The organism is Devosia sp. Z11_6, from assembly GCF_058133665.1.
In genome coordinates, this window is the sequence record NZ_JBYUNQ010000001.1 from 456,115 (window position 1) to 479,348 (window position 23,234).

The 23,234-nt window shown below is 62.4% G+C and carries 19 protein-coding genes and 1 pseudogene; 15 read left to right on the top strand and 5 right to left on the bottom strand.

Annotated features, from left to right (window positions below; translation table 11 throughout):
* Window positions 1–8 precede the first annotated feature (8 nt).
* From AC3YMN_RS02165 to AC3YMN_RS02215, 11 genes and pseudogenes are all read left to right on the top strand, one after another.
* The gene (locus tag AC3YMN_RS02165) at window positions 9–1,640 is read left to right on the top strand and encodes an acyltransferase (protein ID WP_489888753.1); all 1,632 of its coding nucleotides are present in this window, start codon (window positions 9–11) and stop codon (window positions 1,638–1,640) included.
* A complete protein-coding gene (locus AC3YMN_RS02170; RefSeq protein WP_489888754.1) occupies window positions 1,637–2,278 on the top strand; it encodes a ThuA domain-containing protein in 642 nt (213 codons plus the stop codon). Before AC3YMN_RS02165 ends, AC3YMN_RS02170 begins: the two co-directional genes overlap by 4 nt.
* An 89-nt stretch (window positions 2,279–2,367) precedes the next feature.
* On the top strand, window positions 2,368–3,291 hold the full coding sequence (locus AC3YMN_RS02175; protein WP_489888755.1) for an ArsR/SmtB family transcription factor: 924 nt from the start codon (window positions 2,368–2,370) through the stop codon (window positions 3,289–3,291).
* Between the two features lie 95 nt (window positions 3,292–3,386).
* Window positions 3,387–4,907, top strand: a complete 1,521-nt coding sequence (arfA, locus tag AC3YMN_RS02180) for an arabinosylfuranosidase ArfA (protein ID WP_489888756.1) — start codon at window positions 3,387–3,389, stop codon at window positions 4,905–4,907.
* 103 nt (window positions 4,908–5,010) lie between these two features.
* On the top strand, window positions 5,011–6,918 hold the full coding sequence (locus AC3YMN_RS02185) for an ABC transporter substrate-binding protein (RefSeq protein WP_489888757.1): 1,908 nt from the start codon (window positions 5,011–5,013) through the stop codon (window positions 6,916–6,918).
* 142 nt (window positions 6,919–7,060) lie between these two features.
* The gene (locus tag AC3YMN_RS02190) at window positions 7,061–8,065 is read left to right on the top strand and encodes an ABC transporter permease (RefSeq protein WP_489888758.1); all 1,005 of its coding nucleotides are present in this window, start codon (window positions 7,061–7,063) and stop codon (window positions 8,063–8,065) included.
* Window positions 8,066–8,071: 6 nt separating this feature from the next.
* A complete protein-coding gene (locus AC3YMN_RS02195) occupies window positions 8,072–8,929 on the top strand; it encodes an ABC transporter permease (RefSeq protein WP_127753873.1) in 858 nt (285 codons plus the stop codon).
* Between the two features lie 2 nt (window positions 8,930–8,931).
* The gene (locus AC3YMN_RS02200) at window positions 8,932–9,960 is read left to right on the top strand and encodes an ABC transporter ATP-binding protein (protein ID WP_489888759.1); all 1,029 of its coding nucleotides are present in this window, start codon (window positions 8,932–8,934) and stop codon (window positions 9,958–9,960) included.
* The gene (locus tag AC3YMN_RS02205) at window positions 9,957–10,883 is read left to right on the top strand and encodes an ABC transporter ATP-binding protein (RefSeq protein ID WP_489888760.1); all 927 of its coding nucleotides are present in this window, start codon (window positions 9,957–9,959) and stop codon (window positions 10,881–10,883) included. Before AC3YMN_RS02200 ends, AC3YMN_RS02205 begins: the two co-directional genes overlap by 4 nt.
* A gap of 87 nt (window positions 10,884–10,970) precedes the next feature.
* Window positions 10,971–11,674 (top strand): annotated as a pseudogene (locus tag AC3YMN_RS02210) (helix-turn-helix transcriptional regulator).
* A 46-nt stretch (window positions 11,675–11,720) separates the two neighbouring features.
* Entirely contained in the window at window positions 11,721–12,095 is a 375-nt protein-coding gene (locus AC3YMN_RS02215; RefSeq protein WP_489888761.1) for a VOC family protein, read from the top strand.
* Window positions 12,096–12,147: 52 nt separating this feature from the next.
* On the opposite strand, the gene AC3YMN_RS02220 is transcribed toward AC3YMN_RS02215, so the two are convergent.
* A complete protein-coding gene (locus AC3YMN_RS02220; RefSeq protein ID WP_489888762.1) occupies window positions 12,148–13,146 on the bottom strand; it encodes a Gfo/Idh/MocA family protein in 999 nt (332 codons plus the stop codon).
* Between the two features lie 307 nt (window positions 13,147–13,453).
* On the opposite strand from AC3YMN_RS02220, the gene AC3YMN_RS02225 reads away from it, so the two are divergent.
* From AC3YMN_RS02225 to AC3YMN_RS02235, 3 genes are all read left to right on the top strand, one after another.
* Window positions 13,454–14,605, top strand: a complete 1,152-nt coding sequence (locus AC3YMN_RS02225) for an iron-containing alcohol dehydrogenase (RefSeq protein WP_489888763.1) — start codon at window positions 13,454–13,456, stop codon at window positions 14,603–14,605.
* A 77-nt stretch (window positions 14,606–14,682) separates the two neighbouring features.
* A complete protein-coding gene (locus tag AC3YMN_RS02230; protein WP_489888764.1) occupies window positions 14,683–15,180 on the top strand; it encodes a 2,4'-dihydroxyacetophenone dioxygenase family protein in 498 nt (165 codons plus the stop codon).
* Window positions 15,158–15,931, top strand: a complete 774-nt coding sequence (locus AC3YMN_RS02235) for an SDR family NAD(P)-dependent oxidoreductase (protein WP_489888765.1) — start codon at window positions 15,158–15,160, stop codon at window positions 15,929–15,931. The genes AC3YMN_RS02230 and AC3YMN_RS02235 overlap by 23 nt, the downstream gene beginning before the upstream one ends.
* Window positions 15,932–15,945: 14 nt before the next feature.
* Here AC3YMN_RS02235 and AC3YMN_RS02240 read toward each other — a convergent pair whose 3' ends face one another.
* From AC3YMN_RS02240 to AC3YMN_RS02255, 4 genes are all read right to left on the bottom strand, one after another.
* On the bottom strand, window positions 15,946–17,127 hold the full coding sequence (locus AC3YMN_RS02240; protein ID WP_489888766.1) for a GAF domain-containing sensor histidine kinase: 1,182 nt from the start codon (window positions 17,125–17,127) through the stop codon (window positions 15,946–15,948).
* Window positions 17,128–17,302: 175 nt separating this feature from the next.
* A complete protein-coding gene (locus AC3YMN_RS02245; RefSeq protein WP_489888767.1) occupies window positions 17,303–18,433 on the bottom strand; it encodes a M20/M25/M40 family metallo-hydrolase in 1,131 nt (376 codons plus the stop codon).
* Between the two features lie 30 nt (window positions 18,434–18,463).
* Window positions 18,464–19,222, bottom strand: coding sequence for a hydroxypyruvate isomerase family protein (locus AC3YMN_RS02250; protein ID WP_489888768.1), 759 nt, complete (start codon window positions 19,220–19,222; stop codon window positions 18,464–18,466).
* A 3-nt stretch (window positions 19,223–19,225) separates the two neighbouring features.
* Window positions 19,226–21,526, bottom strand: a complete 2,301-nt coding sequence (locus AC3YMN_RS02255; protein ID WP_489888769.1) for a molybdopterin-dependent oxidoreductase — start codon at window positions 21,524–21,526, stop codon at window positions 19,226–19,228.
* A gap of 411 nt (window positions 21,527–21,937) precedes the next feature.
* Here AC3YMN_RS02255 and AC3YMN_RS02260 point away from each other — a divergent pair, with 411 nt between their 5' ends.
* Entirely contained in the window at window positions 21,938–23,203 is a 1,266-nt protein-coding gene (locus AC3YMN_RS02260) for an ABC transporter substrate-binding protein (protein WP_489888770.1), read from the top strand.
* Window positions 23,204–23,234: the final 31 nt, after the last annotated feature.

Genomic DNA, 23,234 nt, shown 5'->3' on the forward strand with positions numbered 1-23,234 from the left:
AGAGGCTGATGGACCGCTATCAAACGTCTGAAGACAACGAACACGAGGCCCGGCTGCAGTTCCTGACCTGGGAGCGCAAGCAGGTCGATATTGAGGCACCCGAGCACCGGGCTCGCCAGGCGCAACTGGAGCGGGTGGCGGGCGCGATCTTCCACCCCAGCGCCTATGTCGCGGCGGAAGCGGCGATCTTCACCAGCCATCTGGTGCTGGGCGAGGCGAGTTGGATCGCAGGGCATGCGTTGGTGCGCGGCGATGTGGAGTTCGGCGCGCATGCAACGGTCAATCCCTATGCGATGATCTCGGGCAAGGTGCGCTGCGGGGATGGGGTGCGGATAGCGAGCCATGTCTCAATTGTCGGCTTCAACCACGGCTTTGATGATCCCGCGGTGCCGATTCATACCCAGGCGCACGAAAGTCTCGGCATCACCATCGAGGATGATGTGTGGATCGGAGCCAATGCGGTGGTGCTGGACGGGGTTCGGGTGGGCCGGGGCGCGGTGATTGCGGCCGGAGCGGTGGTCAGCAAGGATGTTCCTCCAATGGCCATTGTCGCGGGCGTGCCCGCCAAGGTAATGCGCTATCGCGGGCAACCGGCCAAGCGCGATGCCGCAACGGCGCTGGAGCGGCTGGGTGTGGCGGCCAAGGCGCAGTTGCATGAGGTGCTGGAGCGTTATCGCGACGGCGGGGATTTCCTGTCCCGTGAGGCCGATGGACAAGTGCGGCGCAGCGCCAGGCACCGCAATGATGCCATTGAGCTCGCGGCAGGGTTCGATGAGCTGCCCGAGGGGTTGGATCAGGCGATGACGCTCGCCGAGTTGCAGGCGTTGCAGGATCCTGCAACCGGGCTGTTTCCCGATCCGCATCGGCCTTTGGCGGCTGGGCAGGCGCTGCGGGACGATGGGCTGGCGCTCTATAATGTCCTCTCGGTGGGGTACGCGATTGAGGTTCTGGGCGGGCAGCCGCTGCACCCGATTGCGGCAGTGGAACTGGGGGCGGTGGAGCTGTGCGATTGGCTGGAAAGCCTGAGCTGGCGCGAGCGGGCCTGGAGCGCGGGCGCGGCGGTGGATGCGATTGGCACCGCGCTGTATTTCAACGCACGCTACCACACCACCGGACGGGCGCGCGAAACGCTGTTCGGCTGGCTGGCCCTGAAGCAGGATCGGGCGAGCGGGCTTTGGGGTTTGCCGACGGCGGCAGAAGGCTTGTTGCAGCCGGTGAACGGATTTTACCGGCTGACGCGGGGCACTTATGGGCAGTGTGGGCTGCCGGTGCCCAATGCAGAGCGGGCGATAGACTCGGTGCTGTTGAACTATCACAATTACGGGGGCTTTTCTGGGGCGACTTACACGGCCTGCAACCTGCTCGATACGGTGCATCCGCTGTGGCTTTTTCTCAAGCAAACCGATTATCGCCGGCACGAGGCGGAGGCGATTGCCCGCAAGGTGATCGGGCGCGCCGAGGAGCGCTGGGTCGGCGGTCAGGGGTTTGCCTTCGCCGATGGGCAGGCGCCGAGCCTGCAGGGCACGGAGATGTGGCTATCGGTGTTGCATCTGGCGGCTGACCTGCTGGGCATTGCCGACAGTTTTGCCTTCGTGCCCAAGGGCGTGCACCGCACTCTCGCTGTGGGGTTAGGGCTATGAAGCGGGCGCTGGTGGTTTGGGGCGGAATGGAGCTGCATACGCCCGAACGGGGAGCGCATGTGGTCCGCGAACTGCTGGAGGCGGAGGGCTTTGCCGTTGACGTGACGCCGGATTATGACGCGTTGGGCGCCGAAGATGTGGGCCGCAATGACGTTGTCGTGCCGGTGATCACCGATGGGACGCTGGCGCCGGAGAAAATGGCGCGGCTGATCGCGGCGGTGCGGGCGGGGACGGGGCTTGCGGGGTACCATATGGGGCTCGCCACCAGTTTTCGTGCCTCGGTGCCGTTCCGCTATGCGGCGAGCTGTTATTGGGTGCAGCATCCGGGCAATATCATCACCTATCGGGTGGATGTGACGGACAGCGAGCACCCGATCACTGCGGGGATCGAGAGCTTCGAGCACACATCCGAGCAGTATTACCTGAACTATGACCCGGCGGTGGAGGTGTTGGCGACGACGACGTTTTCGGGAGAGTTTCACCCTTGGCGCAAGAATGTGGTGATGCCGGTGGTGTTCACCACGATGCACGACCAGGGCAGGATATTTTATTCTTCGCTGGGGCACACCGCCGATGAGCTGGCGGCGGGTCCGGTACGCGAAATCCTGCGGCGAGGGCTGCTTTGGGCGACGCGCTAGTGGGGGGCAGGGAAGGATTGGGCTTTACGGTTGGCGCGGCTTGGCTATATCAACATTCTTGATATCGTTACCACAGTGAGCGCCTGCCAATGGCCGGAAATTTCCTCGTCGTCGACCCTCAGCAGGACATGGCCGTGATCCGGGGGCTGGCTTCGCCGGTGCGGGCGCAGATCCTCAAGATCCTGCAAGGGGGGGCGCTCAACGTCAACGAAATTGCGGCGCGGCTGGAGCTGCCGCAATCAACGGTGTCGACCAATGTGCAGATCCTCGAGGAAGCGGGGTTGATCGCAACCGAGGCGCAAAAGGCGCGCAAGGGCAGCCAGAAGATTTGCCGCTCAACCTTTGAGGAAGTGCTGATCCGCTTCAAGGAGCCCTCGGCGCAGATCAGCGACAAGACCATCGAAGTATCCATGCCGCTGGGGCTTTATACGGGGTTCGAGGTGACCGCGCCTTGTGGAATTTGCTCAAGCGAGGGGGTGATCGGGCTCCTCGATGTACCCGATACATTTCTTGATCCAGACCGGATGAAAGCGGGGCTGTTGTGGCTGACGCGCGGGTATGTGGAATACCAGTTTCCCAACAATTCCAAGCTGACGCGAGGAGAAGTTGAAGCGATCGAGATTTCGCTTGAGCTGTCCTCGGAAGTGCCAGGCACGTCGGCCGATTGGCCCTCCGACATTACGGTAACGCTTAACGGCAAGGCGGTGGGCACCTGGACCAGTCCCGGCGATTTCGGCGACAAGCGCGGGGTTTATACCCCGCAATGGTGGAAGCTCAAGGGCAGCCAATACGGCAAGCTCAAGACCTGGCGAACCTCGGCAGAAGGCACGTTTGTCGATGGGGTGCGGATCTCGCCAGTAACGCTGGATGACCTCGACCTGACTTCGCACCATTCCATTCGCGTGCGGATTGGCGTCGAGGAAAGCGCCCATCATCCCGGTGGTATGAATATCTTCGGGCGCGGCTTTGGCAATTATGACCAGGACATCGTGCTGCGGTTGATTTTGCGCTAGCGCGCCGCTTCCCGGTTGACGCCGGACCGCTTCTTGGCTCTAGTAACCGGAAGTTCTGATACAAATCAGATAATCGGCACAAAAGGGAGAGAGTTGTGCGCGCCAGCGTTATTGCCAACCGGGACTATGTGATTTCCGAGATCGACGATCGAATCTACGGAGCGTTTCTCGAGCATCTTGGCCGGGCCATTTATTCGGGCATCTATGAGCCCGATCATCCAACCGCTGACAAGAACGGCATGCGGGCCGATGTGGCCGAGCTGGTCCGGGCACTCGATGTGCCGATGGTGCGCTATCCCGGGGGCAATTTCGTTTCAGCCTATAACTGGGAAGACGGGATCGGCCCCCGCGAGCAACGACCCACGCGGCTGGACTTGGCCTGGCACACTTCGGAGAGTAACCAGGTCGGCATTCACGAATTTGCCGACTGGTGCGAGACGGTTGGCACCCAGATGATGCTGGCAGTCAATCTGGGTTCGCGCGGGCTCGAGGAAGCGCGTAATTTCGTTGAATACGTGAACGGGCCGACGGGCAGCTATTGGGGGGATCTGCGCAAGAAGAACGGACGGGCGGACCCTTGGGACGTCAAGATGTGGTGCCTCGGCAATGAGATGGACGGGCCTTGGCAGATCGGCCACAAAACAGCGGACGAATATGGGCGCCTCGCCAGTGAAACCGCCAAGGCGCTGCGCGCTTTTGACAGTTCGCTCGAACTCATCGCCTGCGGGTCATCGCACTCCAACATGCCCACATATCCCGAGTGGGAGCGGGTGGTGCTGGAGCACACCTATGAAACGGTCGACCACATCTCGCTGCATATGTATTCGTCCAATTACGACAAGCACACGCCCGGTTACCTGGCGCACAATGTCAAGCTCGAGGCCTATATCAGCACGGTTGCCGCCACGATCGACTATGTAAAGGCCAAGAAGTGCAGCAAGCGCCAGGTGACGATCGCGTTTGATGAGTGGAATGTCTGGTATCATTCGCGCAAGCAGGACCGGGCGATCCTGGACGGCAAGCATGGCTGGCCGCATGCGCCAGCGCTGCTGGAAGACATCTATAATTTTGAGGATGTGCTGCAGGTCGGGTGTTGCCTCAACACCTTTATCCGCAAGTCCGATGTGGTCAAGCTCGCCTGCATTGCCCAACTGGTCAATGTTATTGCTCCGATCATGACTGAGCCGGGCGGCAGGTCCTGGAAGCAGACCACCTATTATCCGCTCTATTTCGCATCCATGTTCGGACGGGGCCGGGCGCTTAACCTCGTCGCTCGCTGCCCCAGCTACGAAGTCGAACTGATTGGGGAAATCCCATATCTCGATGTGGCCGGGGTGGAAGACGAGGCCGAGGGCACGCTCACTTTCTTCATCGTCAACCGCAACGGCGAGGAGGAACTCGACGTCGAGCTGTCCTTGCAAGGCTACCGCGATGCAAGGGTGCTCGAGCACCAGGTGATGACGCACGACGATCTCAACGCCGTCAACACTGCAGCAAACCCGGATAATGTAACCCCAAGACAAGGGCAGGGCGCAGTTGCGGGGGAGGACAAGTTGAGTGTGAGCCTTCCGCCGCATTCCTATCAGATGGTGCGGGTCAGCGTCGCTCGCGGTTAGAATCAGGTTTTCGGGTATGTATCGGGCAAATGGTTGACAGGAGTAACTCTTAATATAGCATGAAGGTTGGGGCTGTTGAGGAACGCCCCTTTGGGAGGAGATTATGCGAAACTGGAAGACGCTTCTGGCGTCGGTTGCTTTTGCGTCCCTTGCGGTGGGCAGTTTAGCCACGGCGCAGGACACAGCGCCCGCCGCGCCACCGCTCAACGACTTTCCGCGTAACGAGACCTTGATCCTGCAAAACCCGGAAGCAACTATCCGGAATCCCGGTTGGTTCAACATCTGGGTGAATGCCGGAGGCGGGCTCAGCACGGGTCTACAGCAGCTGGCAATGGACACGTTGTGGTTCATCGATCCCGATGCGGGTCTCGATGGTGCCATCTACGACACGCTCGCTACCGGGCCGGCCGAATATAATGACGACTTCACCGAGATGACCGTGCGGCTGCGCGAGGGCATAAAATGGAGCGACGGCGAGGATTTCAACGCCGACGACGTGGTGTTCACGGTCGAGACGCAGAAGAACACGCCCGGCATGGTGTGGAGCGGCGCATTCTCCACCCAGGTGGAAACAGTCGAGGCGATTGACCCCTACACCGTCAAGTTCACGCTCAAAGCACCCAATTCGCGCTTCCACTCTGTCTTTTCAGTGCGCTGGAACGGGGCCTGGATCATGCCCGAGCATGTGTTCAGCCAAGTCGACAATGTGCTCGAATTCGACTTCAACCCACCCGTAACGCTAGGTGCTTATACCCTCAACAGCTTTGATCCCAATGGCACCTGGTATATCTGGGACAAGCGCGAGGATTGGCAGAACACAACGCTGGGCCTCGTGGGCGAACCCACGCCCGAACACGTCGTGTACCGCAACAATATCAATATCGATAACCGGCTGATCGAGATGCGAAATGGCAATCTCGACATGATCCACGATCTTTCGCCCGAAGGCACCTTCTCCATCATCGCCGAGGACGAGAACGCCAAGGGCTGGTTCCCGGGCTTCCCCTATGCTCATCCGGACCCGACGCTGCCCAGCGTGATCTTCAACACGCAAAACGAGAAGTTCCAGGATAGGCGCGTGCGCTGGGCCCTGGCACTAATGCTGGACGCACGGGCAATCTCCATGGCCAGCTATCGGGGCGCAGCAACGCTGTCGCCCATCGCTATTCCGCCCACCGGCACCCATCCGCAGGACTATCATGGGCCGATGCAGCAATGGCTGATCGACTATCAGCTCGATACCGGCAGCCGCACCATCCAGCCCTATGATCCCAATGTCGGCTTGCAGATCGCTGAAATGGTTCGCCCGCAATATGGTGACCAGGTGCCGACCGACGAGGGGGCCATCCGCAACGCCTTTGGCTATGGCTGGTGGAAGCAGGATGTGCAGGCGGCAACCGAGCTGCTGGAAGCGGCCGGGTTTACCCGCAACGGCAACCAGTGGATGATGCCGGATGGGCAACCCTTTGCCTTTACCCTGCTGATCCCGTCCGATGGCGTGATCAATCGCGCCGGCACCATGGTCGCCCAGAACTGGAACCACAATGGGGTGCAGGTGGAACTGCAGGTGGCGTCCGACCATGCTGATCTGCGCAATGCTGGCCGCTACGACAGCTATATCTGGTGGAGCGTGGAAAGCTGGGGCGGCCATCCCGACCTGTCTTACTTCCTTGACAGCTGGCACTCACAGTTCGTTGCGCCCCCGGGCGAAGTGCAGCCCGCCCGCAACTGGCAGCGCTGGAGCGATCCGCGGCTCGATGAGATCATCGAAAAGATCCGCGTCATCGACTTCAACGATCCCAAGAATGTGGAATACGGACAGGAGTTCGTCCGGCTGATGGTGGACGAAATGCCCATCATCCCGCTGATGAGTTACAACGTGTTCTCGGTGGTGTCGGAGCGCTATTGGACGGGCTATCCCAATTCGGAGAACCCCTATGCCAACCCGGTCAACAACTGGGCGAACTCGCGCTACATCCTGACCCAGTTAAAGCCCGTGGCGGGCAACTGACGCCCTGCGCTCAACCATGCCGACGGCGGGTTTACGCCCGCCGTCCGGCCCGCAGCGAATTGTCGGCTTGAACCGGGACCGTGCCAAACCTTGCTTCCATCAATTGGAGGGAGCGGCGGGACCTTCAGCAAGAGATCCGCCTATGACCGGCTACCTATCCTTCGTGCTTAAACGCATTTTGCAGCTGATCGGGGTGATCGCGGCCGGCATTTCGGCGAGTTTTTTTATCACCCATTTGTCGCCGGTCAATCCGGTGGACCAGGCAGTTGATCGCATCACGGCGCGCTCGGGTTTCCGGCCTGATGCCATTGCCGAACTCCGGGCGGCGCTGACGGAGCTTTACGGCACCGACGCGCCGCTGATAACGCAGTTTTTCAGCTTCTGGGGGCGCCTGCTCCAGGGTGATCTGGGGCCTTCGCTGATCGCCTTTCCTACGCCCGCCATGGACCTGGTTATGCGCGCCTTGCCCTGGACGGCGGGCCTGCTGGCCGTAACGGTGATCATCACCTGGGTCGTAGGCAATCTGCTAGGGGGCCTGGCTGGTTACTATCAGAACAACCGCTTCCTCAAGGCGTTCGGTATCCTGACCATGGGGCTGCAGCCGATCCCGTATTATATCGTGGCGTTTATCCTCCTCATCATCTTCGGGTTCGTGTGGCCGGTGCTGCCCATTTCAGGCGGCTTTGCCATGAATGTCCGGATGGGCTGGAGCTGGGAATTCGCCTTTTCGGTGCTCCAGCATGCCATCTTGCCCGCGACCTCGCTGGTCCTGGTGGGAATTGGTACCTGGTTTTTGGGCATGCGGGCGCTGGTGTCCAATGTGGTGACCGAGGACTATGTCACCTATGCCGAACTCGCCGGCGTGCGGCCGGGACGTATCGTGAGCTCATATGTTCTGCGCAATGCCATGATCCCGCAGTTGACGGGGTTGGCGATGAGCCTGGGCGGAATATTTTCGGGCACGGTGATCACCGAGGAGGTGTTCAATTATCCCGGGCTGGGCTCGCTGCTGATCGATGCGGTCAATGGCGGCGACTATGGCCTGGTGCTGGCGGTATCGTCGGTGTCGATCGCGGCGGTGGGGATCGCGATCCTTGCTATCGATCTCTTGTATCCCGTGCTCGATCCACGCGTAAAAGCGGAGTAGCCAGCCATGTTTGCCGTGCTGCGCGACCTCATCCGCTACAACATCGAATTTGCCATTGGTCTGGTGCTGGTGGGGATCATCGTTCTTTATGCCTGCCTGAGCTTTTTCTCCCCGGTCGATCCCACCCAGATCTATCTGGCTATCCCGGACCAGCCGCCTTCGGCCCAATATTGGTTCGGCACCAATTCGCGCGGGCAGGACATGTTCTGGAACCTCAGCTTCGCCTTTCGCAACACGCTGACTTTCGGGTTGATCGTGGCGGCGATCTCGCGAGTGATCTCGATTACCGTGGGGCTGCTGTCAGGCTATCTTGGGGGGTGGGTCGACCGCGTGCTGATGTTCATCAACGACATCTTCGTGGCGGTGCCGTCCTTTCCGGTGCTGGTGCTGTTTTACTTCGTGATGCGTTCGGGGCTCAATACCTACACCCTGGCCGCCGTCATGGCGGTGCTGGGCTGGGCCTATGATGCGCGGCTGATCCGCTCGGTGACGCTGAGCCTGAAACATCGCGAATTTACCCGCCATGCCCGCTATTCAGGGATGTCGACACCCAAGATCTTGCTGCAGGAACACCTGCCTTATGTCATGCCGATCATCTTTGCGACGGCGATGGCCAACATGATCTGGTCGATCGGCATGGAGGTGACGCTGGCGGTGCTGGGGTTCACTAATATCAACATCCCCACCGTCGGCACGACGCTGTATTGGGCCAACAACCATTCGGCGATGGTGGTGGGCACCTGGTGGTGGCTGGTGATCCCGGTGGTGCTGATCGTCATCACCTTCATTGGGCTCTTCCTGCTAGCCGTGTCCCTCAACGAATATATCGATCCGCGCAGCCGGCTGCGGCGGATGGGAGCTTAGCCATGAGCGAGGACCTGCTCACCGTTCGGGGGCTTAAGGCCTATTACCAGATGAATTATTTCGGCGTGCGCCGGGAAGTCCGGGCGGTGGACGACATCACCATGAGCGTGCGCCGCAACGAGGTTTATGGCATTGCGGGGGAAAGCTCTTCGGGCAAGACGAGCTTCATCAAGGTGCTGGCGGCGGCGATCCGGCCGCCGCTGCGCATCATCGAGGGGGTGGTGCGCTATGACTTCGATGGGCTCACCGTCGATGTGGCGAGTGCCGACAAGGCGCAGATTGAGGCGATCCGCTGGCGGTATCTGTCCTATATCATGCAGGGCTCGATGAGCGTGCTTAACCCAGTGCGCCGGATCGGCAAGATCTTCGATGATTATGCCGCCCGCCCGCTGGGCCTCAAGGGCGACGAGTTGCGCGAGCGGGTGGTGACGCATCTGGGGCGCCTGAAGCTCGGGCCCGAGGTGCTCAATGCTTACCCACATGAATTATCGGGCGGGATGCGCCAGCGGGTTACCATCGGGCTGGCGACAGTGTGCCACCCGCAGTTCATCATCGCCGACGAGCCGACCACAGCACTCGATGTGGTTGTGCAAAAGGAAGTGCTCGGGCTGATCCGGGAAATCCAGCAGGAGATGGGCTCTTCCGTGGTGTTCGTGACTCATGACATGAGCGTTCATGCCAATGTCGCTGATCGTGTCGGGATCATCTATGCCGGCCGGCTTGTGGAAGAGGGGCCGACCCGGCAGATGTTCTTCCAACCCAAGCACCCCTATACCGCCCATCTGGTGGCAAGCCTGCCGCGCATCGGCGACACGGTGCAGCGGCCGGCGCTCGAGGGGAGGCCACCCAATCTAGCGGAGCCGCCGTCTGGGTGCCGGTTCAATCCGCGCTGCCCCTTGGCGGTGGACAAATGCCGGCAGGAGGCGCCACCCCTTGAAACGGTCGCGCCCGACCACCGCACGGCTTGCTGGCGCTGGCGCGATGTGGAGCCGCTCGTCGCGCCAGCCGTCAAGCTAAGGGAGCCGGCATGAGCGATCTTCTCGACGTCAGCCATGTCAGCAAGCGCTATGCGATGGGCGGGCTGTTTGGCCGCAAAATGGTCGACGCGGTTCAGGGTGCCAGTTTTTCGCTCGCGCTCGACAAGCCCGAAATCTTTACCGTGATCGGGGAAAGCGGATCAGGCAAAACGACGCTGGCTCGCATGATCCTGGGGCTGGAAACCCCCACGAGCGGGGAAATCCGCTTTCGCGGCAAGACGATCAGCCATCATGTGAGCCGCGCCGAGCGGCAGGCCTTCATGGCCAAGGTGCAGCCCGTGTTCCAAAACCCGTTCGAAGCGTTTAACCCGCTCAAGCGGGTCGATCGTTACCTGGAGTCCACGGCGCGGCAGTTCCTTGGGTTGAGGCAGCGTGGGGAGATCGATGCCGCTATGGACGAGGCGCTGCAAAAGGTCGGGCTGAGCCTTGCGGAAGTGCGAGGCCGGTTCCCCCATGAGTTGAGCGGGGGACAGTTGCAGCGGGCGGCAATCGCGCGGGCGCTGATCCCCAATCCGGCGCTGCTGATCGCCGACGAGCCCGTCAGCATGGTGGACGCGTCGCTGCGCATGTCGATCGTCAACCTGCTGCGCTCCCTGCGTGACGACTTCCGGGTGTCGGTGATCTACATCACCCACGACCTCGCTACGGCCTATTATATTTCGGACCGCCTGATCATCATGCAAAAGGGCATGGTGGTCGAAATGGGGCCAGCCCGAGTGGTGCTGGATGCACCCGAGCATCCCTATTCACGGCTGCTCAAGGCCTCGGTGCTCGATCCAGCCGATGCGGGTGACGGGCAGCTCGAACCGGCCCGGGACTTAATGGAGCTAAGCCAGAGGGCTCTCAGCGACAGGGGCAAGTTGCTCGAGCGTCCCGATGGGCGGCTGGTGCGCAGCCCCGAACTGGTAGCGGGTTAGCCCTGCGGAGCAGGGGCGCGGTCCTGCCGTCAGGCGGGGCGGGGTATGCTAGGGAGTGGGCCTAGTTGAACTCAAGTCCGGATGCCGATGTCCCGCACCGAACGCCTGCTTGATCTGCTGCAATTGCTGCGCAATCGGCGCAGCCCCGTTGCGGGTGAGCAGTTGGCACAGGAACTGCGTATTTCGATCCGCACTCTGTATCGCGATATCGCGACACTGCAGGCGCAGGGGGCCGATATCCGTGGTGAGCCCGGGCTCGGTTATGTGCTGCGGCCCGGCTTTACCCTGCCGCCGCTGATGTTCTCGGCTGAGGAGATCGAGGCGCTGGTGCTCGGGTCGCGCTGGGTGGAGCAGCGTCGCGAGGACCCGAGGCTGAGCGCGGCGGCGGCGAGCCTTTTAAGTAAAGTCAGCGCCGTCTTGCCTGACACCATCCGCGATGCTGTGGAAGCGACGAGCCTCCTCGTCGCGCGCAGCGATGTGGTGCCTACTATTGTGGATCTGGGAGCGATCCGTGCCGCTATTCGGGGCCAGAACAAGCTCGCACTGCCTATGACAAAGGTGATGGCGCCGGCTCCGAGCGCGTCGTTTGGCCCTTCGCCGTGGCGTTCTTCGAGCACGTGCGGGTGGTGCTGGCCTGGTGCGAGCTGCGGCAGGATTTCCGGGCATTCCGGCTCGATCGGATCACGCGGCTCGACGTGCTGCCCGACCGATACGCGGCGCGGCGCGCGGCGCTTCTCAAGCAGTGGCGAGAGCGCGAAGGAATCCGCCACCCCGACCCTGCCGGAAACTGACAGTCCGGTGCCGTAGGTCTGGCTCCAGCCAAAAAGGAGCTAGACGATGCGTGTGTTGAATTATCTGTTGCTGGCGGTGGCCGATACCGAAGCGAGCGCCGAGCTGTACCAGAAGCTGCTGGGCGTCGCGCCGGTGCAGAACCGGTCGGGATTTGCCTTGTTCGTGCTGCCCAGCGGCATGAAGATCGGGCTTTGGGCCAAGGACCAGATCCAGCCGGCGCCCAAGCCGGTGGGCGGCAGCGAGATCTCCTTTACCGAAGGCAGCCGCGAGGACTTGCTGGCCACTTACCGACACTGGCAGGCGCTGGGCCTGACCGTCCTGCAGGAGCCGGTCGAGCTGCCCTTCGGCTTCACCTTTGTCGCCGAAGATACCGATGGGCACCGGCTCCGCCCGTTTGTGCCGGCTGCCAGGCCAAGCTGAGGTGTAAGCGTGTTCTGGCGCCGGTGGGCGGCGCCAGAGCAAGGGCAAGGGGTTAGACCGTGGCCCAGCCGCCCGATTTCTCGCTGACAAAAATGGCATCGAGCACTTTCATCGAGCTGATTGCGTCCTCGACTCCCCAGGGCAGGGGCTGTTCGCCAAGCACGGCAAGGGCGAAGGCTTCGGCCTGTTCGGTATATTGATCGCAGGCGGGCAGGATTTCACGCCGGGCGAGGGAGCCATCAAATGGCGCGCCGGTGTCGACCGTGATTGCCGTCCGCTCGTTGGCGGGAGCGTTGTAGGGGACGATGATTTCAAGCTTTGCCTTGGTGCCCAGCACCGTAACGCTCTGCTCGCCGGTGAGCTGGGTCGAACAGACGAAATTGAGCTGCCGGCCACCGCCGAAATCCATCAGGACGCTGGCCAGGCGGTCGGTGCCGAATTGCGGATCGCGCTCGACGAGGGACACGACCCGCTGCGGTTCGGCCTCAAACAGGAAGCGGCCGGTCGTGACTGGATAGCAGCCGATATCCATAATGCCGCCGCCGCCGATATCGGCCTGGTTGCGCACATTGGCGGGGTCGGCGTTGAAGTAGGTGAAAACTGCATTGATGGCGCGCACCTCGCCCAGTTCGCCCGAGCGGATGATCTCGCGTGCCCGCAGCCATTGCGGATGAAAGCGGATCATGAAGGCTTCGAGCACGATGCGGTCGGATGGGATCTGGCGCAGCTGTTCGGCCTCGGCAGCCGAGAGAGCAATGGGCTTTTCGCAGAGCACATGCTTGCCCGCCTGGGCGGCAGCCAGGGTCATAGGGACATGGAGGTGATTGGGCAGCGGGTTGTAGATCGCGTCGATGTCGGGATCGGCAAAAAGCTCCTCGTAAGAGCCATAAGCCTTGGGAATACCCAGCTTTGCCGCGGCAGCCTGGGCCTTGCCGAGGTCACGCGAAGCGATGGCGACGACCTCCGAATGGGCCGAGCGCATGATGGCGGGCGTCACCTTTTCCATGCCGATATTAGCCGTCGACAAAATGCCCCAACGAATCTTCTTCAACGGCTCTCTCCTTGCCTGGTGGTTCTTAAGTCTTGCGTCACGCATGGCCGCCAAGAGGCAGCCGGCAAGCGCCCAACTGCGCGGAAGTGATAGCGGGTGGCCGTGGCCGCGCCAAGCTCTGTTCAAGCCGGCACTGCCCCCGTTGACAAAGGGCCCCCTCAGATTGACCATGACGACAAGTCGACCGAGGAGTGGTCGGTCACGCGCAAGGTCGCGACGGGGGGATGAATGGAAATTCGGCACGGGCTGCGCGACGATGTTGCCACGCGGTGGTCAGGCGGCATTTGCTGCAAGGCGGGGGCGTAACATGGCCCGCATCGCCTATTTGACCGCTATCGATTTTGGCGCGGGGGAGATAGCAAACTTGCCGGCGGCCTTGGCTGAGCTCAAGGTTACCCGGCCGCTGCTGGTGTCGGATCGCGGTATTGCTACTTCTGGCCTGTTGGCGCGGGTGGAGAGCTTGCTTCCCGATGGGAGCGCAGTGTTTCTTGATACGCCGCCCAACCCCACCGAAGGGGCGGTCGATGCGGCGCTCGTGGCGTATCGAGCCGGCAATTGCGATGGCGTTGTGGCGCTGGGCGGGGGATCGCCCATTGATCTGGCCAAGGGCGTGGCGCTGCTCGCGACCCATCCAGGTAGTCTCGAGCAATATGCGGCGATTTATGGCGGGCTGGAGCGGATCACCCCCGCGGTGGCGCCGACAATTGCTATTCCCACGACGGCCGGAACCGGCGCGGAAGTGGGCCGGGCGGCGCTGCTGACACTGGAGGATGGACGCAAGCTTGGCATCATCAGCCCGCATCTGATCCCGCGTTGCGCCATTTGCGACCCCGAGCTGACGCTGGGGCTGCCGCCTCACCTGACGGCGGCGACGGGGCTCGATGCATTGTCCCACTGCATCGAAACGTTCTTTTCTCCGCGCTTCAATCCAACAGCCGAGGCCATCGCGCTCGACGGGGCGGGGCGGGTCTGGCGCAATCTGCCGCTGGCCTTTGCCAATGGGGCAGATATTGGGGCGCGCACCGAGGTGATGCTTGGGGCGCTGCATGGCGGGCTCTCGTTCCAGAAGGGCTTGGGGGCAGTGCATTCACTGAGCCACGCTCTAGGCGGATTGAAGGATCTCAGCCTTCATCATGGCACACTGAATGCCATCCTGATGCCGCTCGTGGTCCGGTTCAACGCGCCTGCTGTGGCCGACAAGCTCAAGCGGCTCAAAGCGGCAATGGGGCTCGGCCCAGATGAAGATCTTGCCGATACGCTCGAGGCGCTAAATCGCTCATTTGGTCTGCCGCCGGGGCTCGCGCAGATGGGCCTGAGCCGTGACCAGTTTGATTGGGTCATCGAGCGGGCACTCGCCGATCACAGCCATCCCACCAATCCACGGGAGGCGTCAGCCGAGGACTATCGCGCCATTCTGGAAGCGGCCATGGCGGATGGTGCAGTCACCCAATCCGCTTAACGGCCCCGGGATCGGGTCTAGACAACACCCAAGTTTTTGCGGGCGCCAAGCGCGCCTGCGTGGAGGAAAGCCGAGCAATGTACAGCACCATGAACGGTTCAGCCCATCCCCTGGCGCCGCCCGAGATTGCGGTCAAGGCGGTGCCCGATGATGAGCGGGTGTGGGTGCCGCAGGCGGAGGGGGTTTGGTTTCGGCCGCTGATGCTCAATACTCTGGTGGGGCAATGGTGCAATTTGTTGCGGGTGCGCCGCTCAGGGGTACTATCGCGTCACCTGCATCCCAACCCGGTGCATGGCTATGTGATCAAGGGGCGCTGGCATTATCGCGAGCATGACTGGGTGGCCGAGACCGGCTCGTATGTGTTCGAGCCGCCCGGCGAAGTCCATACCTTGCTGGTGCCCGAGGATGTGGAGGAGATGATCACCTTCTTCAACATCACTGGCTCCATGGTTTATCTCGACGAGAACAACCAGCATATCGGCTACGAGGACGTGTTCACCAAGATCGACATGTGCCGCGCCCATTACGAGAAGGTGGGACTGGGAGCCGATTATGTCGACCAGTTCGTCCGCTGAGCCCATGAGCTACGACTGGGCCCGCGGGTGGTATGCGGGCAAGCGGGTGCTGGTGACCGGGGGGACCTCGGGGATCGGGGCGGCGGTGGCGCGGGCGTTTGCGCTTTCGGGTGCCCACGTCACTGCGACGGGCGTGGCGCAGCGCGAGATCGATGCGCTGTCCGGGGATGCGGATTTTGCCGGGGCGGAACTGGGCCTCCTCGATGTGCGCGATGCCGCGGCCATCGGAGAGCTCGTGGGCAAGCTGCCGGCGCTCGATATCCTCGTCAATTGCGCGGGGATGATCCGGCGGGGCGAGGAACTGGATCCAGAGGTGTTCGAGCAGGTGCTTGACGTCAATCTTAATGGCACGATGCGAATGTGTTCGGCGGCGCGGCCGCTGCTGGCGGCAGTGGGGCAGGGGAGCATCGTTAATCTTGCGTCCATGCTGTCGTTTTTCGGCGGGGGATTGGTGCCGGGTTATGCGGCGAGCAAGGGTGGCGTCAACCAGCTGACCAAATCGCTCGCCATTGCCTTTGCCAAGGACGGCATCCGCGTCAATGCGGTGGCGCCGGGCTGGATCGCAACGCCCCTGACGAAGGCGCTGCGCGATGATCCTGCGCGTTCGGACCCGATCCTGGCGCGCACGCCGATGGGGCGGTGGGGTCGGCCGGAGGACGTCGCCAATGCGGTGCTCTATCTCTGCTCGCCGGCAGCCGGGTTTGTCACCGGATCAACCCTTGTCGTGGATGGCGGCTATTCGATTAGCTGAGCTGCTGCAGAGACTTAACTCAGGGGCATGCGGAAGGTGAAGCGGGTGGCTTGGGCGTCGGAATGGACGTCGATCTTGCCGCCATGGGCTTCGGCGATCTGCGCGGCGATATAGAGGCCGAGGCCCAGCCCTTCGGCATTGCTGCGCACTTGGCCGCGATGGAAGGCCTTGAACAAGTGCTCCATCATCTCGGGAGGGATGGGTTCGCTGGCGTTGATCACCGATAGCGCGAGGATGGCTTCGTCTTCCAGTTTAACTTGGACGTGGATCGGCTGGTCGTCGGCGCCGTGGGTAATGGCGTTGCCGAGCAGGTTGGAAAACATCTGAGCGATGCGGTGATGGTCGACCTTGATAGCGCGGGGAATGTCGATCTCCGCGTCAATCACGCGCGCCGGATTGGCGGCGCGGATTTCGTCAACCACTTGTTCCAGCGTAGGTTTTAGCGGTCTTTCGGCGTCGATGTTGAGGGCGATGCCGCCGCCTAGACGACTGCGCGCCAGATCCAGCACGTTGTCGATCAGGCCGCTCATGCGGGTGACGCTGTTCTTCATCAGGCGCAGGATGACCGGGGTTTTTTCAGTCCAGGCGCCTTCGCGCAGCAGGATATTGGCGCCGCCGTCGATGGCGGCGAGGGGGTTGCGCAGGTCGTGGCCGAGCACGGCGATGAATTGTTCGCGCAGGTCGGAATTGGCTTGCTGATCGGTGGCGCGGGTTTCGGCGGCGGCGAGTTTGTCTTCGGCTTCAAGGTGATAGGCGAGAAGCTCGGCAAAAAGGGTGAGCGTGCCGATCACCTGGGGGTTGTTGACCTCAGCCGGTTCAGGATGGATGGCGCAAAGTGTTCCGAAGAACCGGCCATCGGGCATGGTAATGGGCACAGAGATATAGCTCTTGAGGCCATAGATCTGCGGTGTGTGGTGGGAAGAATAAACCGGATCTTCCGCGACATTGTCGATCGCTATGACTTGCCGGTGCTGGCGGATTTCGTGGCAGAGCGTCGTTTCTACCTTGAGTTCACCACCCGCGGGAAGGCCAAAGCCAATATTGTCAAGGACCTGGCAAGCAACCCAGCGGTCTTCCGTAACGCGGGCGACGGCGGCAAAGCCCATGCCGGTGGCGCGGCAAACGACGTCGAGGATGGTGGGGACGGCGCCAATTCTTTGAACAGCATCAACGTCTTGCTGGAAGTCGTGGGCCATGTTTACTCGCGGCTAGTTTTGGACAGCACGGTGTCGCATGACGCTCGATCGTGTCGTCGCAACATGGTCAGAAACTATATTAGCGCGAAACTTGCCAGTGTCGAGAGTCGGCGAAAGGGGCTCCTGGTCACGTTATTGCCATGAAGATGAACGGGTTCTGAACGGCCCTAGACTGCTATTGGAGGGTGAGCAGCAGTCCGGCAAGGAGACGACCGCGCGGCACCACGGAATCGAGCAGGATGTGCTCGGTCAATTGATGGGCATCGGCTCCCAATGGTCCGAGGCAATCGAGGGTCGGGACACCCAGCGCGCCGGTGATGTTGCCGTCCGAGCCGCCGAACATCATGTCGTGACCGAATGGAAGGTCGAGCGGGTCGGCGAGGGTGCGGGCTTGCTGCCAAAGCGCGTGGTCGGCGGCGGTCGGGGTCCAGAGCGGGCGGTTGGAGAAGCGGATGACTTCGCCGCGCTCGCCCATCTCTTCTTGGACGATGCGCACGAGCTGGTGGTAGACGTCTTCTAGGAGGTCGAGAGTCTTGGCCGTGGAGACGAGGCCGATCGTGCCTTCGGTGGGGATGATGGCGACGTGCTGGCCGGCCTGGATATAGTTGACGGTGAGCGAGCGGCCGGGCTGGGCCAGGGCTTCGACGCGCGGCACGATGCGGGCGAGGCCGGAGAGGGCGGACACGCCGATGCCGGGCTCGATCAGGGCGTGGCTGGATTTGCCATAGGTGCGGATGCGGAAGCGCGCGACGGGGTAGCGGCCGACGGCGAGATTGCCGCTGGTGTCGCCGCCTTCAACCACGAGCACGAAGCGCTGGTCGCGGGCGATGCGCTCGATCAGCGGGCGGCTGAAAGGGCTGCCCGATTCTTCGTCCGAGACGAGGAGCATGCGGACGGGCAGGTGGAAATTGGCGCCGCCTTCGCGCAGCAGGCGCAGCACTTCGAGGGCGAGATAGTTGCCGCTCTTCATGTCGTAAAGACCGGGGCCATAGGCCTTGTTGCCGTCCTGGCGCCAGCTGAGCGGGCCGGCGAGGGTGCCGATAGGATGGACGGTATCGAGATGGCCGAGGAGGAGGATGCCCGGGCGCGGGTCCTCGGGATTGAAATCAGCATAAAGGCAATCGCCAAAGCCCTTGTCGCCGGGGAAGCGCTCGAGGGTCGCGCCCATGCTCTGCATGTGCGTGGCTGCCAGATCCATCATGCGATTGACGGCGGCGGCATCCCAGGAGGGGCTTTCGCATTCGACCCATGGGCGCACGCCTGCAAGGATGGCTCCGGCGTCGAGGGGGAGGGTGGTGTAGTCCATGGGTAAAGAAGGGCCCGAGATGAGGGAGGGTTAGCGGGAAAGCACGAGTTCGAGCGCGTCGACCGTCGGACCGGTAGGGCGGAACTCGAGGCCGACGGGGCCATCGTAGCCGGCGCGCCCCAGCCAATCGAGCTTGCCCTGCCAATCCATCTCGCCGCTGCCGGGCTCGTTGCGGCCGGGGGCGTCAGCGAGGTGGACGTGAGCGATGCGATCGAGCCGGCCGTCGAGCACACTGGCGATGTTCTCGCCCATCACGGCCGAATGGTAGATGTCATAGAGGAGGCGCACATGGCGGCTGCCAACGGCATCGACGATATCGAGCCCTTCAACCGTGGAATGGAGGAAATAGCCGGCGTGATCCACCAAGGTGTTGAGCGGCTCGAGCGCCAGAATGATGTTGGCGCGCTCCAGCAGGGGAGCGGCGCGGCGCAGCACAGTGCCGATGGCGTCGTGCTGTTCGGCCCGAGTGAGGCTATCGATCTCGTTGCCGGCCTGGGCAATGAGAAGCGGCGCGCCCAAGCGCTGGGCGGTGGCGATGCTGTCCTCGAGCCCGAGGAGAAACTCGGCGTGGCGCGTGGGATCGGTCAGCGGGATCATGGGTTCGGCGACGATGCCCGAGAGCGCAACCCCATGCTTGCGCAGCGCCGCTTCCACCGCATCGAGATCCTTGTTGGTCCAGCGCCAGAATTCCACCAGATCAAAGCCGGCTGACCGGGCCAGGGCGATGCGGGCGGTGAAATCGGCGGTTTCGGGAACAAACAGCATTTCGAGGCAGGCGGAAAAGCGCATGGGCTAAGGCTCCTTGGCGACGAATTGCGGGGGCTGGAAAGCGGTAATGGGCGGCAACTCGCCAATAAAGCGCTCTACCTGCACCAGCGCGCTTTGGGCGGCGCAGCCCTGGCTCAAGCTCGAGGCGCCGATATCCTGGGTGACGGCATTGGGGTTGCCATGCTTGTCGAGGGTGCCGATCTCGCCGGGAACCAGCGGATCATACCAGGCGCCGGTGGCGATCTGGACGACGCCGGGGCGGATGGCGTCGCTGACGACGAGACCGGCAAGGAAAGCGCCGCGATCATTGAAGACGCGCACCACATCACCATGGGCAAGGCCGCGCGTGGTGGCATCGGCGAGGTTCATGGTGAGAGGTTCGCGGCCGTTGATCTTGGATTCGCGGCTGACGACGCCATGATCGTACTGGCTATGGAGGCGTGTGCTGGGCTGGTTGGAGAGGAGATGGAGGGGATAGGTCTGGGCGCGCGGGGCGCCAAGCCATTCGCGCGGTTCACGCCATTCCGGGGTGCCCGGAAAATCGGGCAGGTGGAAGCCCGCGATCTTGGTCGAGGTCATCTCGATCAGGCCCGAGGGCGTGTTGAGGGGGAAATCCTCGGGATCCTTGCGGAAGCTTTCGAGCATGATCGTATCCTGCTCGGGGGCGGGCAGATCAAAGAGCCCTTCTTCCCAGAACTGCTCGAAGGGCGGCAGGGTGATGCCGAAGACCTCGGCGCGGGGGCGGCATTCCTCGTAGAGCACTTCGAGCCATTGCTCGGCGGTGCGGCCTTCGCGCAGTTGCTCGGCAAAGCCGAGGCGCTCGGCAATGCCGCTGAAGATATCGTAGTCGTCCCTGGCTTCGCCGACAGGATCGGCAACGCGCTTCATGGCGACCATGAAGCGGTCGAGCGAGGCGCTGCCGATATCGTTGCGTTCAAGGGTTGTCGTGGCGGGCAAGACGATATCGGAGAACTTGGCGTGCGGCGTCCAGAAGCTCTCATTGATGATGGTCACTTCGGGGCGGCGCCAGGCCTCGATCAGCTTGTTGAGGTCCTGGTGGTGGTGGAAGATGTTGCCACCGCACCAGTAAACCAGCTGGATATCGGGATAGGTAAAGCTGCCGCCATCATAGGTGAAGGACCCACCGGGATTGAGCAGCATGTCGGAGACGCGGGCCACCGGGATGAAGGTGGTGACCGGGTTGGTGCCCTGGGGCAGGCGGGGGCCCGAAAAAGGGAAGCGGCCCGAGCCGACGCTTTGCATGCAGGCATAGCCAACGCCAAAGCCGCCGCCGGGCAGGCCGATCTGGCCCAGCAGCACGGCAAGGTTGACGGCCATCCAATAGGGCAATTCACCATTTTCGGCGCGCTGCAGCGACCAGGCGACATTGATCATGGTGCGCCCCTTGGCCATGCGGCGGGCGAGCGCGGTGATGATGTCGGCAGGGATGTCGCAGAGCGGGGCGGCCCAGGCGGGGGTCTTGTGCTGGTTGTCGGCGGCGCCAAAGAGATAATCGCGCAGCTGCTCGAAGCCGACGCTGTGGCTTTCGACAAAGGCCTGGTCGTGCAGGTCTTCGGCGATCAGCACATAGGCTAGCGCGAGCATCAGGGCAGTGTCGGAGCCAGGCCGGATCGGCAGCCATTCGCAGCCCTCGGCATCGGTCAGGTCGGAGCGGCTCGGGCTGACATTGACGAACTGGGTTTTGCCGGCCGCCATTCGGCGCAGGGCTTCGCGCACCACATGGTCGCTCGCGCCACCCGGATTGACCTGGGTGTTCTTGGCGGGCAGGCCGCCAAAGGCGATGAAGAGGTCGGTATGCTCGGCCAGATTGTTCCAATCGGTATGGCCCTGGGACAGCTCGCCCCAAGGCGCGACCACATGGGGCAGGATCACGCGGGCGGCGGCGAGGGAGTAGCTGTCGACGCTGTCGACATAGCCGCCGGTGAGGCGAAAGAAGCGGTTGAACTGGCTTTGGGCGTGGTGGAAGCGGCCGGCGCTCGACCAGCCATAGGAGCCGCCGTAAAAACTCTCATTGCCGTATTGCTCGCGCACGCGGGCGATGTGGTGCGCCGTGATGTTGAAGGCTTCGTCCCAGGGCACTTCCACAAAGGGTTCTCGCCCACGGCGTTCGCGCGAGGCGGCGCCCGATTTGAGGAAACCGGCGCGGATGGCCGGGCGGCGGATGCGGGCGGGCGCATCGCGGCCGGAGGTGAGGGAGCGGCTGAGGAGGGAGGGGTCGCGGTCCCAGGGAGCCGGGGTCAGTTCCACCGTCCCGCCGGTGTTCTTTGCCTCGTACACGCCCCAATGGGTCGAGGTATAGGCCATGCCGTACTCTCCGCGCTGCTGCGGATCAGCGTTCCGCAGCCTCAGTTTATTTCTTTTGATAATCAAACCTATTTTGGGGAGTTGTCAAACCGTTCTTTGAGGTTTCCGGGGATGGATTTTCCACAGGGCAGGCGACGGTTCAGGCGCAGGTGCGCCGGTTCGAGCCGCGCAACGGAGGCGAGATTTACTGGATTTTACCCGGTTCAGCGCACGTTTCAGCCGGTTTCAAAGCGATACCGACTCTGGTGCTCTCGCGCTGGCTAGTTTTGTAGCAGCAGAAAAATTGCACTAAAAGCAAGCAGGCCCGATTGACAGCCACGCTCAGCCGGTCAATCAATAATCCTACACTCCAACAAATTATGGGGTGCGCAGTTTTTGGATGTCACGACCGGCCAGCAAAAGGTTTAACCCATGTCCAGCAGATCCAAGTTTCTTGCCGTATCCCTCCTCGCGCTGTCGGTCGCGGCCGGCATCGCGCCCGCTTCGGCCCAGCAGGTGCCCGAGTTCTGGCACTATATGGGCGTCGGCGGCGAGTATGATGGCGTCAAAGCCATGATTGCCGAGATCAACAAGCAGAACCCGGACGCCCCGGTCACCGAGCGGGTGATCCCGGGCCATACCCAAGGCTTGCGCCAGCAGGTGCAGGTGTCGCTGATGGGTGGCACCCCGCCGATGGCCTACCAGTTCAACTCGGGCTATGACCTGACCCAGGTGGCCAATTCGGGCCGCATCCTCGACATCGAAGATGTGTGGCAGGATATCCGGGGTGACGAGATTTTCCCCGAAGGGCTGCGCCGGATCATCACCTTTGATGGCGTGCACACTGCGCTGCCGATTTCGCTGAGCATCGTCAATGACGTGTTCTACAACAAGGCGCTGTTTGAAAAGCTCAACCTGACCCCGCCCACGACCTGGGAAGAGTGGAACACGGTGTGCGAAACGCTCGAGGCCAACAATGTAGCGTGCCTTGGCAATTCGGCGGGCTGGCCCTGGAGCTTTTACAACTTCTATGCGCCGCTGCTGAGCGTTGTGGGCGAAGAGGGCTATTGGCAGTTTGCCCGCGGGGAGCTGTCCTGGACCGGCCCCGAAATGCGCGAAGCCTTCGAGATCTTCCGCGAGAACTATGCCGAGCATTATGCGCCCAACTGGACGGCGGCCGCCTGGGCTGACAGCTCGGACCAGCTGATGCGCGGCGAGATCGGCATGTATCAGGCCGGCAACTGGATTTCGGGCTATATGAAGGGCCGCGGCTGGACGCCGGGCGAGGATTACGACTTCTTTGTCGCGCCGGGCACGGAGGACCAGTCGATCTTCCAGACCGATACGGTGGTGGTGCTCAAGGGCGACCTGCAGGAGCAGGGCAAGCAGTTCGTGCGCTCGGTGGTGTCGGTGGAAGCGCAAACCGCGTTCAACCAGCCCAAGGGTTCGCTCGCGCCCAATGTGGAAGTGTCCACCGACATCTATGACGTGATCGGCAAGCGCGAAGCGGAGCGGTTCGCCACCATGGCACTGCCCAGCCTCATGATCCTGTTGCCGGTGGATTACCGCATGGCGATCGGCACCGAGATCGAGAAATACGCGGCCAATCCCACGCCGGAAGGGCTCGAGACTTCGCTTGAAATGCTCGAGCAGATGCGCCTCTCGATGGCGGGCCAGAAGCTGTTCTACGCCTGGTGATGACACAAGGCCCCCGCTCCGGCGGGGGGCC

Excerpts from the sequence above, each read along its gene's own strand:
- AC3YMN_RS02260 (WP_489888770.1), top strand. The coding sequence starts at position 21,938 with ATGTCCAGCAGATCCAAGTTTCTTGCCGTATCCCTCCTCGCGCTGTCG.
- AC3YMN_RS02215 (WP_489888761.1), top strand. The coding sequence starts at position 11,721 with ATGCGTGTGTTGAATTATCTGTTGCTGGCGGTGGCCGATACCGAAGCG.
- AC3YMN_RS02245 (WP_489888767.1), bottom strand. The coding sequence starts at position 18,433 with ATGGACTACACCACCCTCCCCCTCGACGCCGGAGCCATCCTTGCAGGC.
- AC3YMN_RS02230 (WP_489888764.1), top strand. The coding sequence starts at position 14,683 with ATGTACAGCACCATGAACGGTTCAGCCCATCCCCTGGCGCCGCCCGAG.
- AC3YMN_RS02200 (WP_489888759.1), top strand. The coding sequence starts at position 8,932 with ATGAGCGAGGACCTGCTCACCGTTCGGGGGCTTAAGGCCTATTACCAG.
- AC3YMN_RS02250 (WP_489888768.1), bottom strand. The coding sequence starts at position 19,222 with ATGCGCTTTTCCGCCTGCCTCGAAATGCTGTTTGTTCCCGAAACCGCC.
- AC3YMN_RS02255 (WP_489888769.1), bottom strand. The coding sequence starts at position 21,526 with ATGGCCTATACCTCGACCCATTGGGGCGTGTACGAGGCAAAGAACACC.
- AC3YMN_RS02195 (WP_127753873.1), top strand. The coding sequence starts at position 8,072 with ATGTTTGCCGTGCTGCGCGACCTCATCCGCTACAACATCGAATTTGCC.
- AC3YMN_RS02175 (WP_489888755.1), top strand. The coding sequence starts at position 2,368 with ATGGCCGGAAATTTCCTCGTCGTCGACCCTCAGCAGGACATGGCCGTG.
- AC3YMN_RS02240 (WP_489888766.1), bottom strand. The coding sequence starts at position 17,127 with ATGGCCCACGACTTCCAGCAAGACGTTGATGCTGTTCAAAGAATTGGC.
- AC3YMN_RS02235 (WP_489888765.1), top strand. The coding sequence starts at position 15,158 with ATGTCGACCAGTTCGTCCGCTGAGCCCATGAGCTACGACTGGGCCCGC.
- AC3YMN_RS02190 (WP_489888758.1), top strand. The coding sequence starts at position 7,061 with ATGACCGGCTACCTATCCTTCGTGCTTAAACGCATTTTGCAGCTGATC.
- AC3YMN_RS02225 (WP_489888763.1), top strand. The coding sequence starts at position 13,454 with ATGGCCCGCATCGCCTATTTGACCGCTATCGATTTTGGCGCGGGGGAG.
- AC3YMN_RS02205 (WP_489888760.1), top strand. The coding sequence starts at position 9,957 with ATGAGCGATCTTCTCGACGTCAGCCATGTCAGCAAGCGCTATGCGATG.
- AC3YMN_RS02185 (WP_489888757.1), top strand. The coding sequence starts at position 5,011 with ATGCGAAACTGGAAGACGCTTCTGGCGTCGGTTGCTTTTGCGTCCCTT.
- AC3YMN_RS02165 (WP_489888753.1), top strand. The coding sequence starts at position 9 with ATGGACCGCTATCAAACGTCTGAAGACAACGAACACGAGGCCCGGCTG.
- AC3YMN_RS02170 (WP_489888754.1), top strand. The coding sequence starts at position 1,637 with ATGAAGCGGGCGCTGGTGGTTTGGGGCGGAATGGAGCTGCATACGCCC.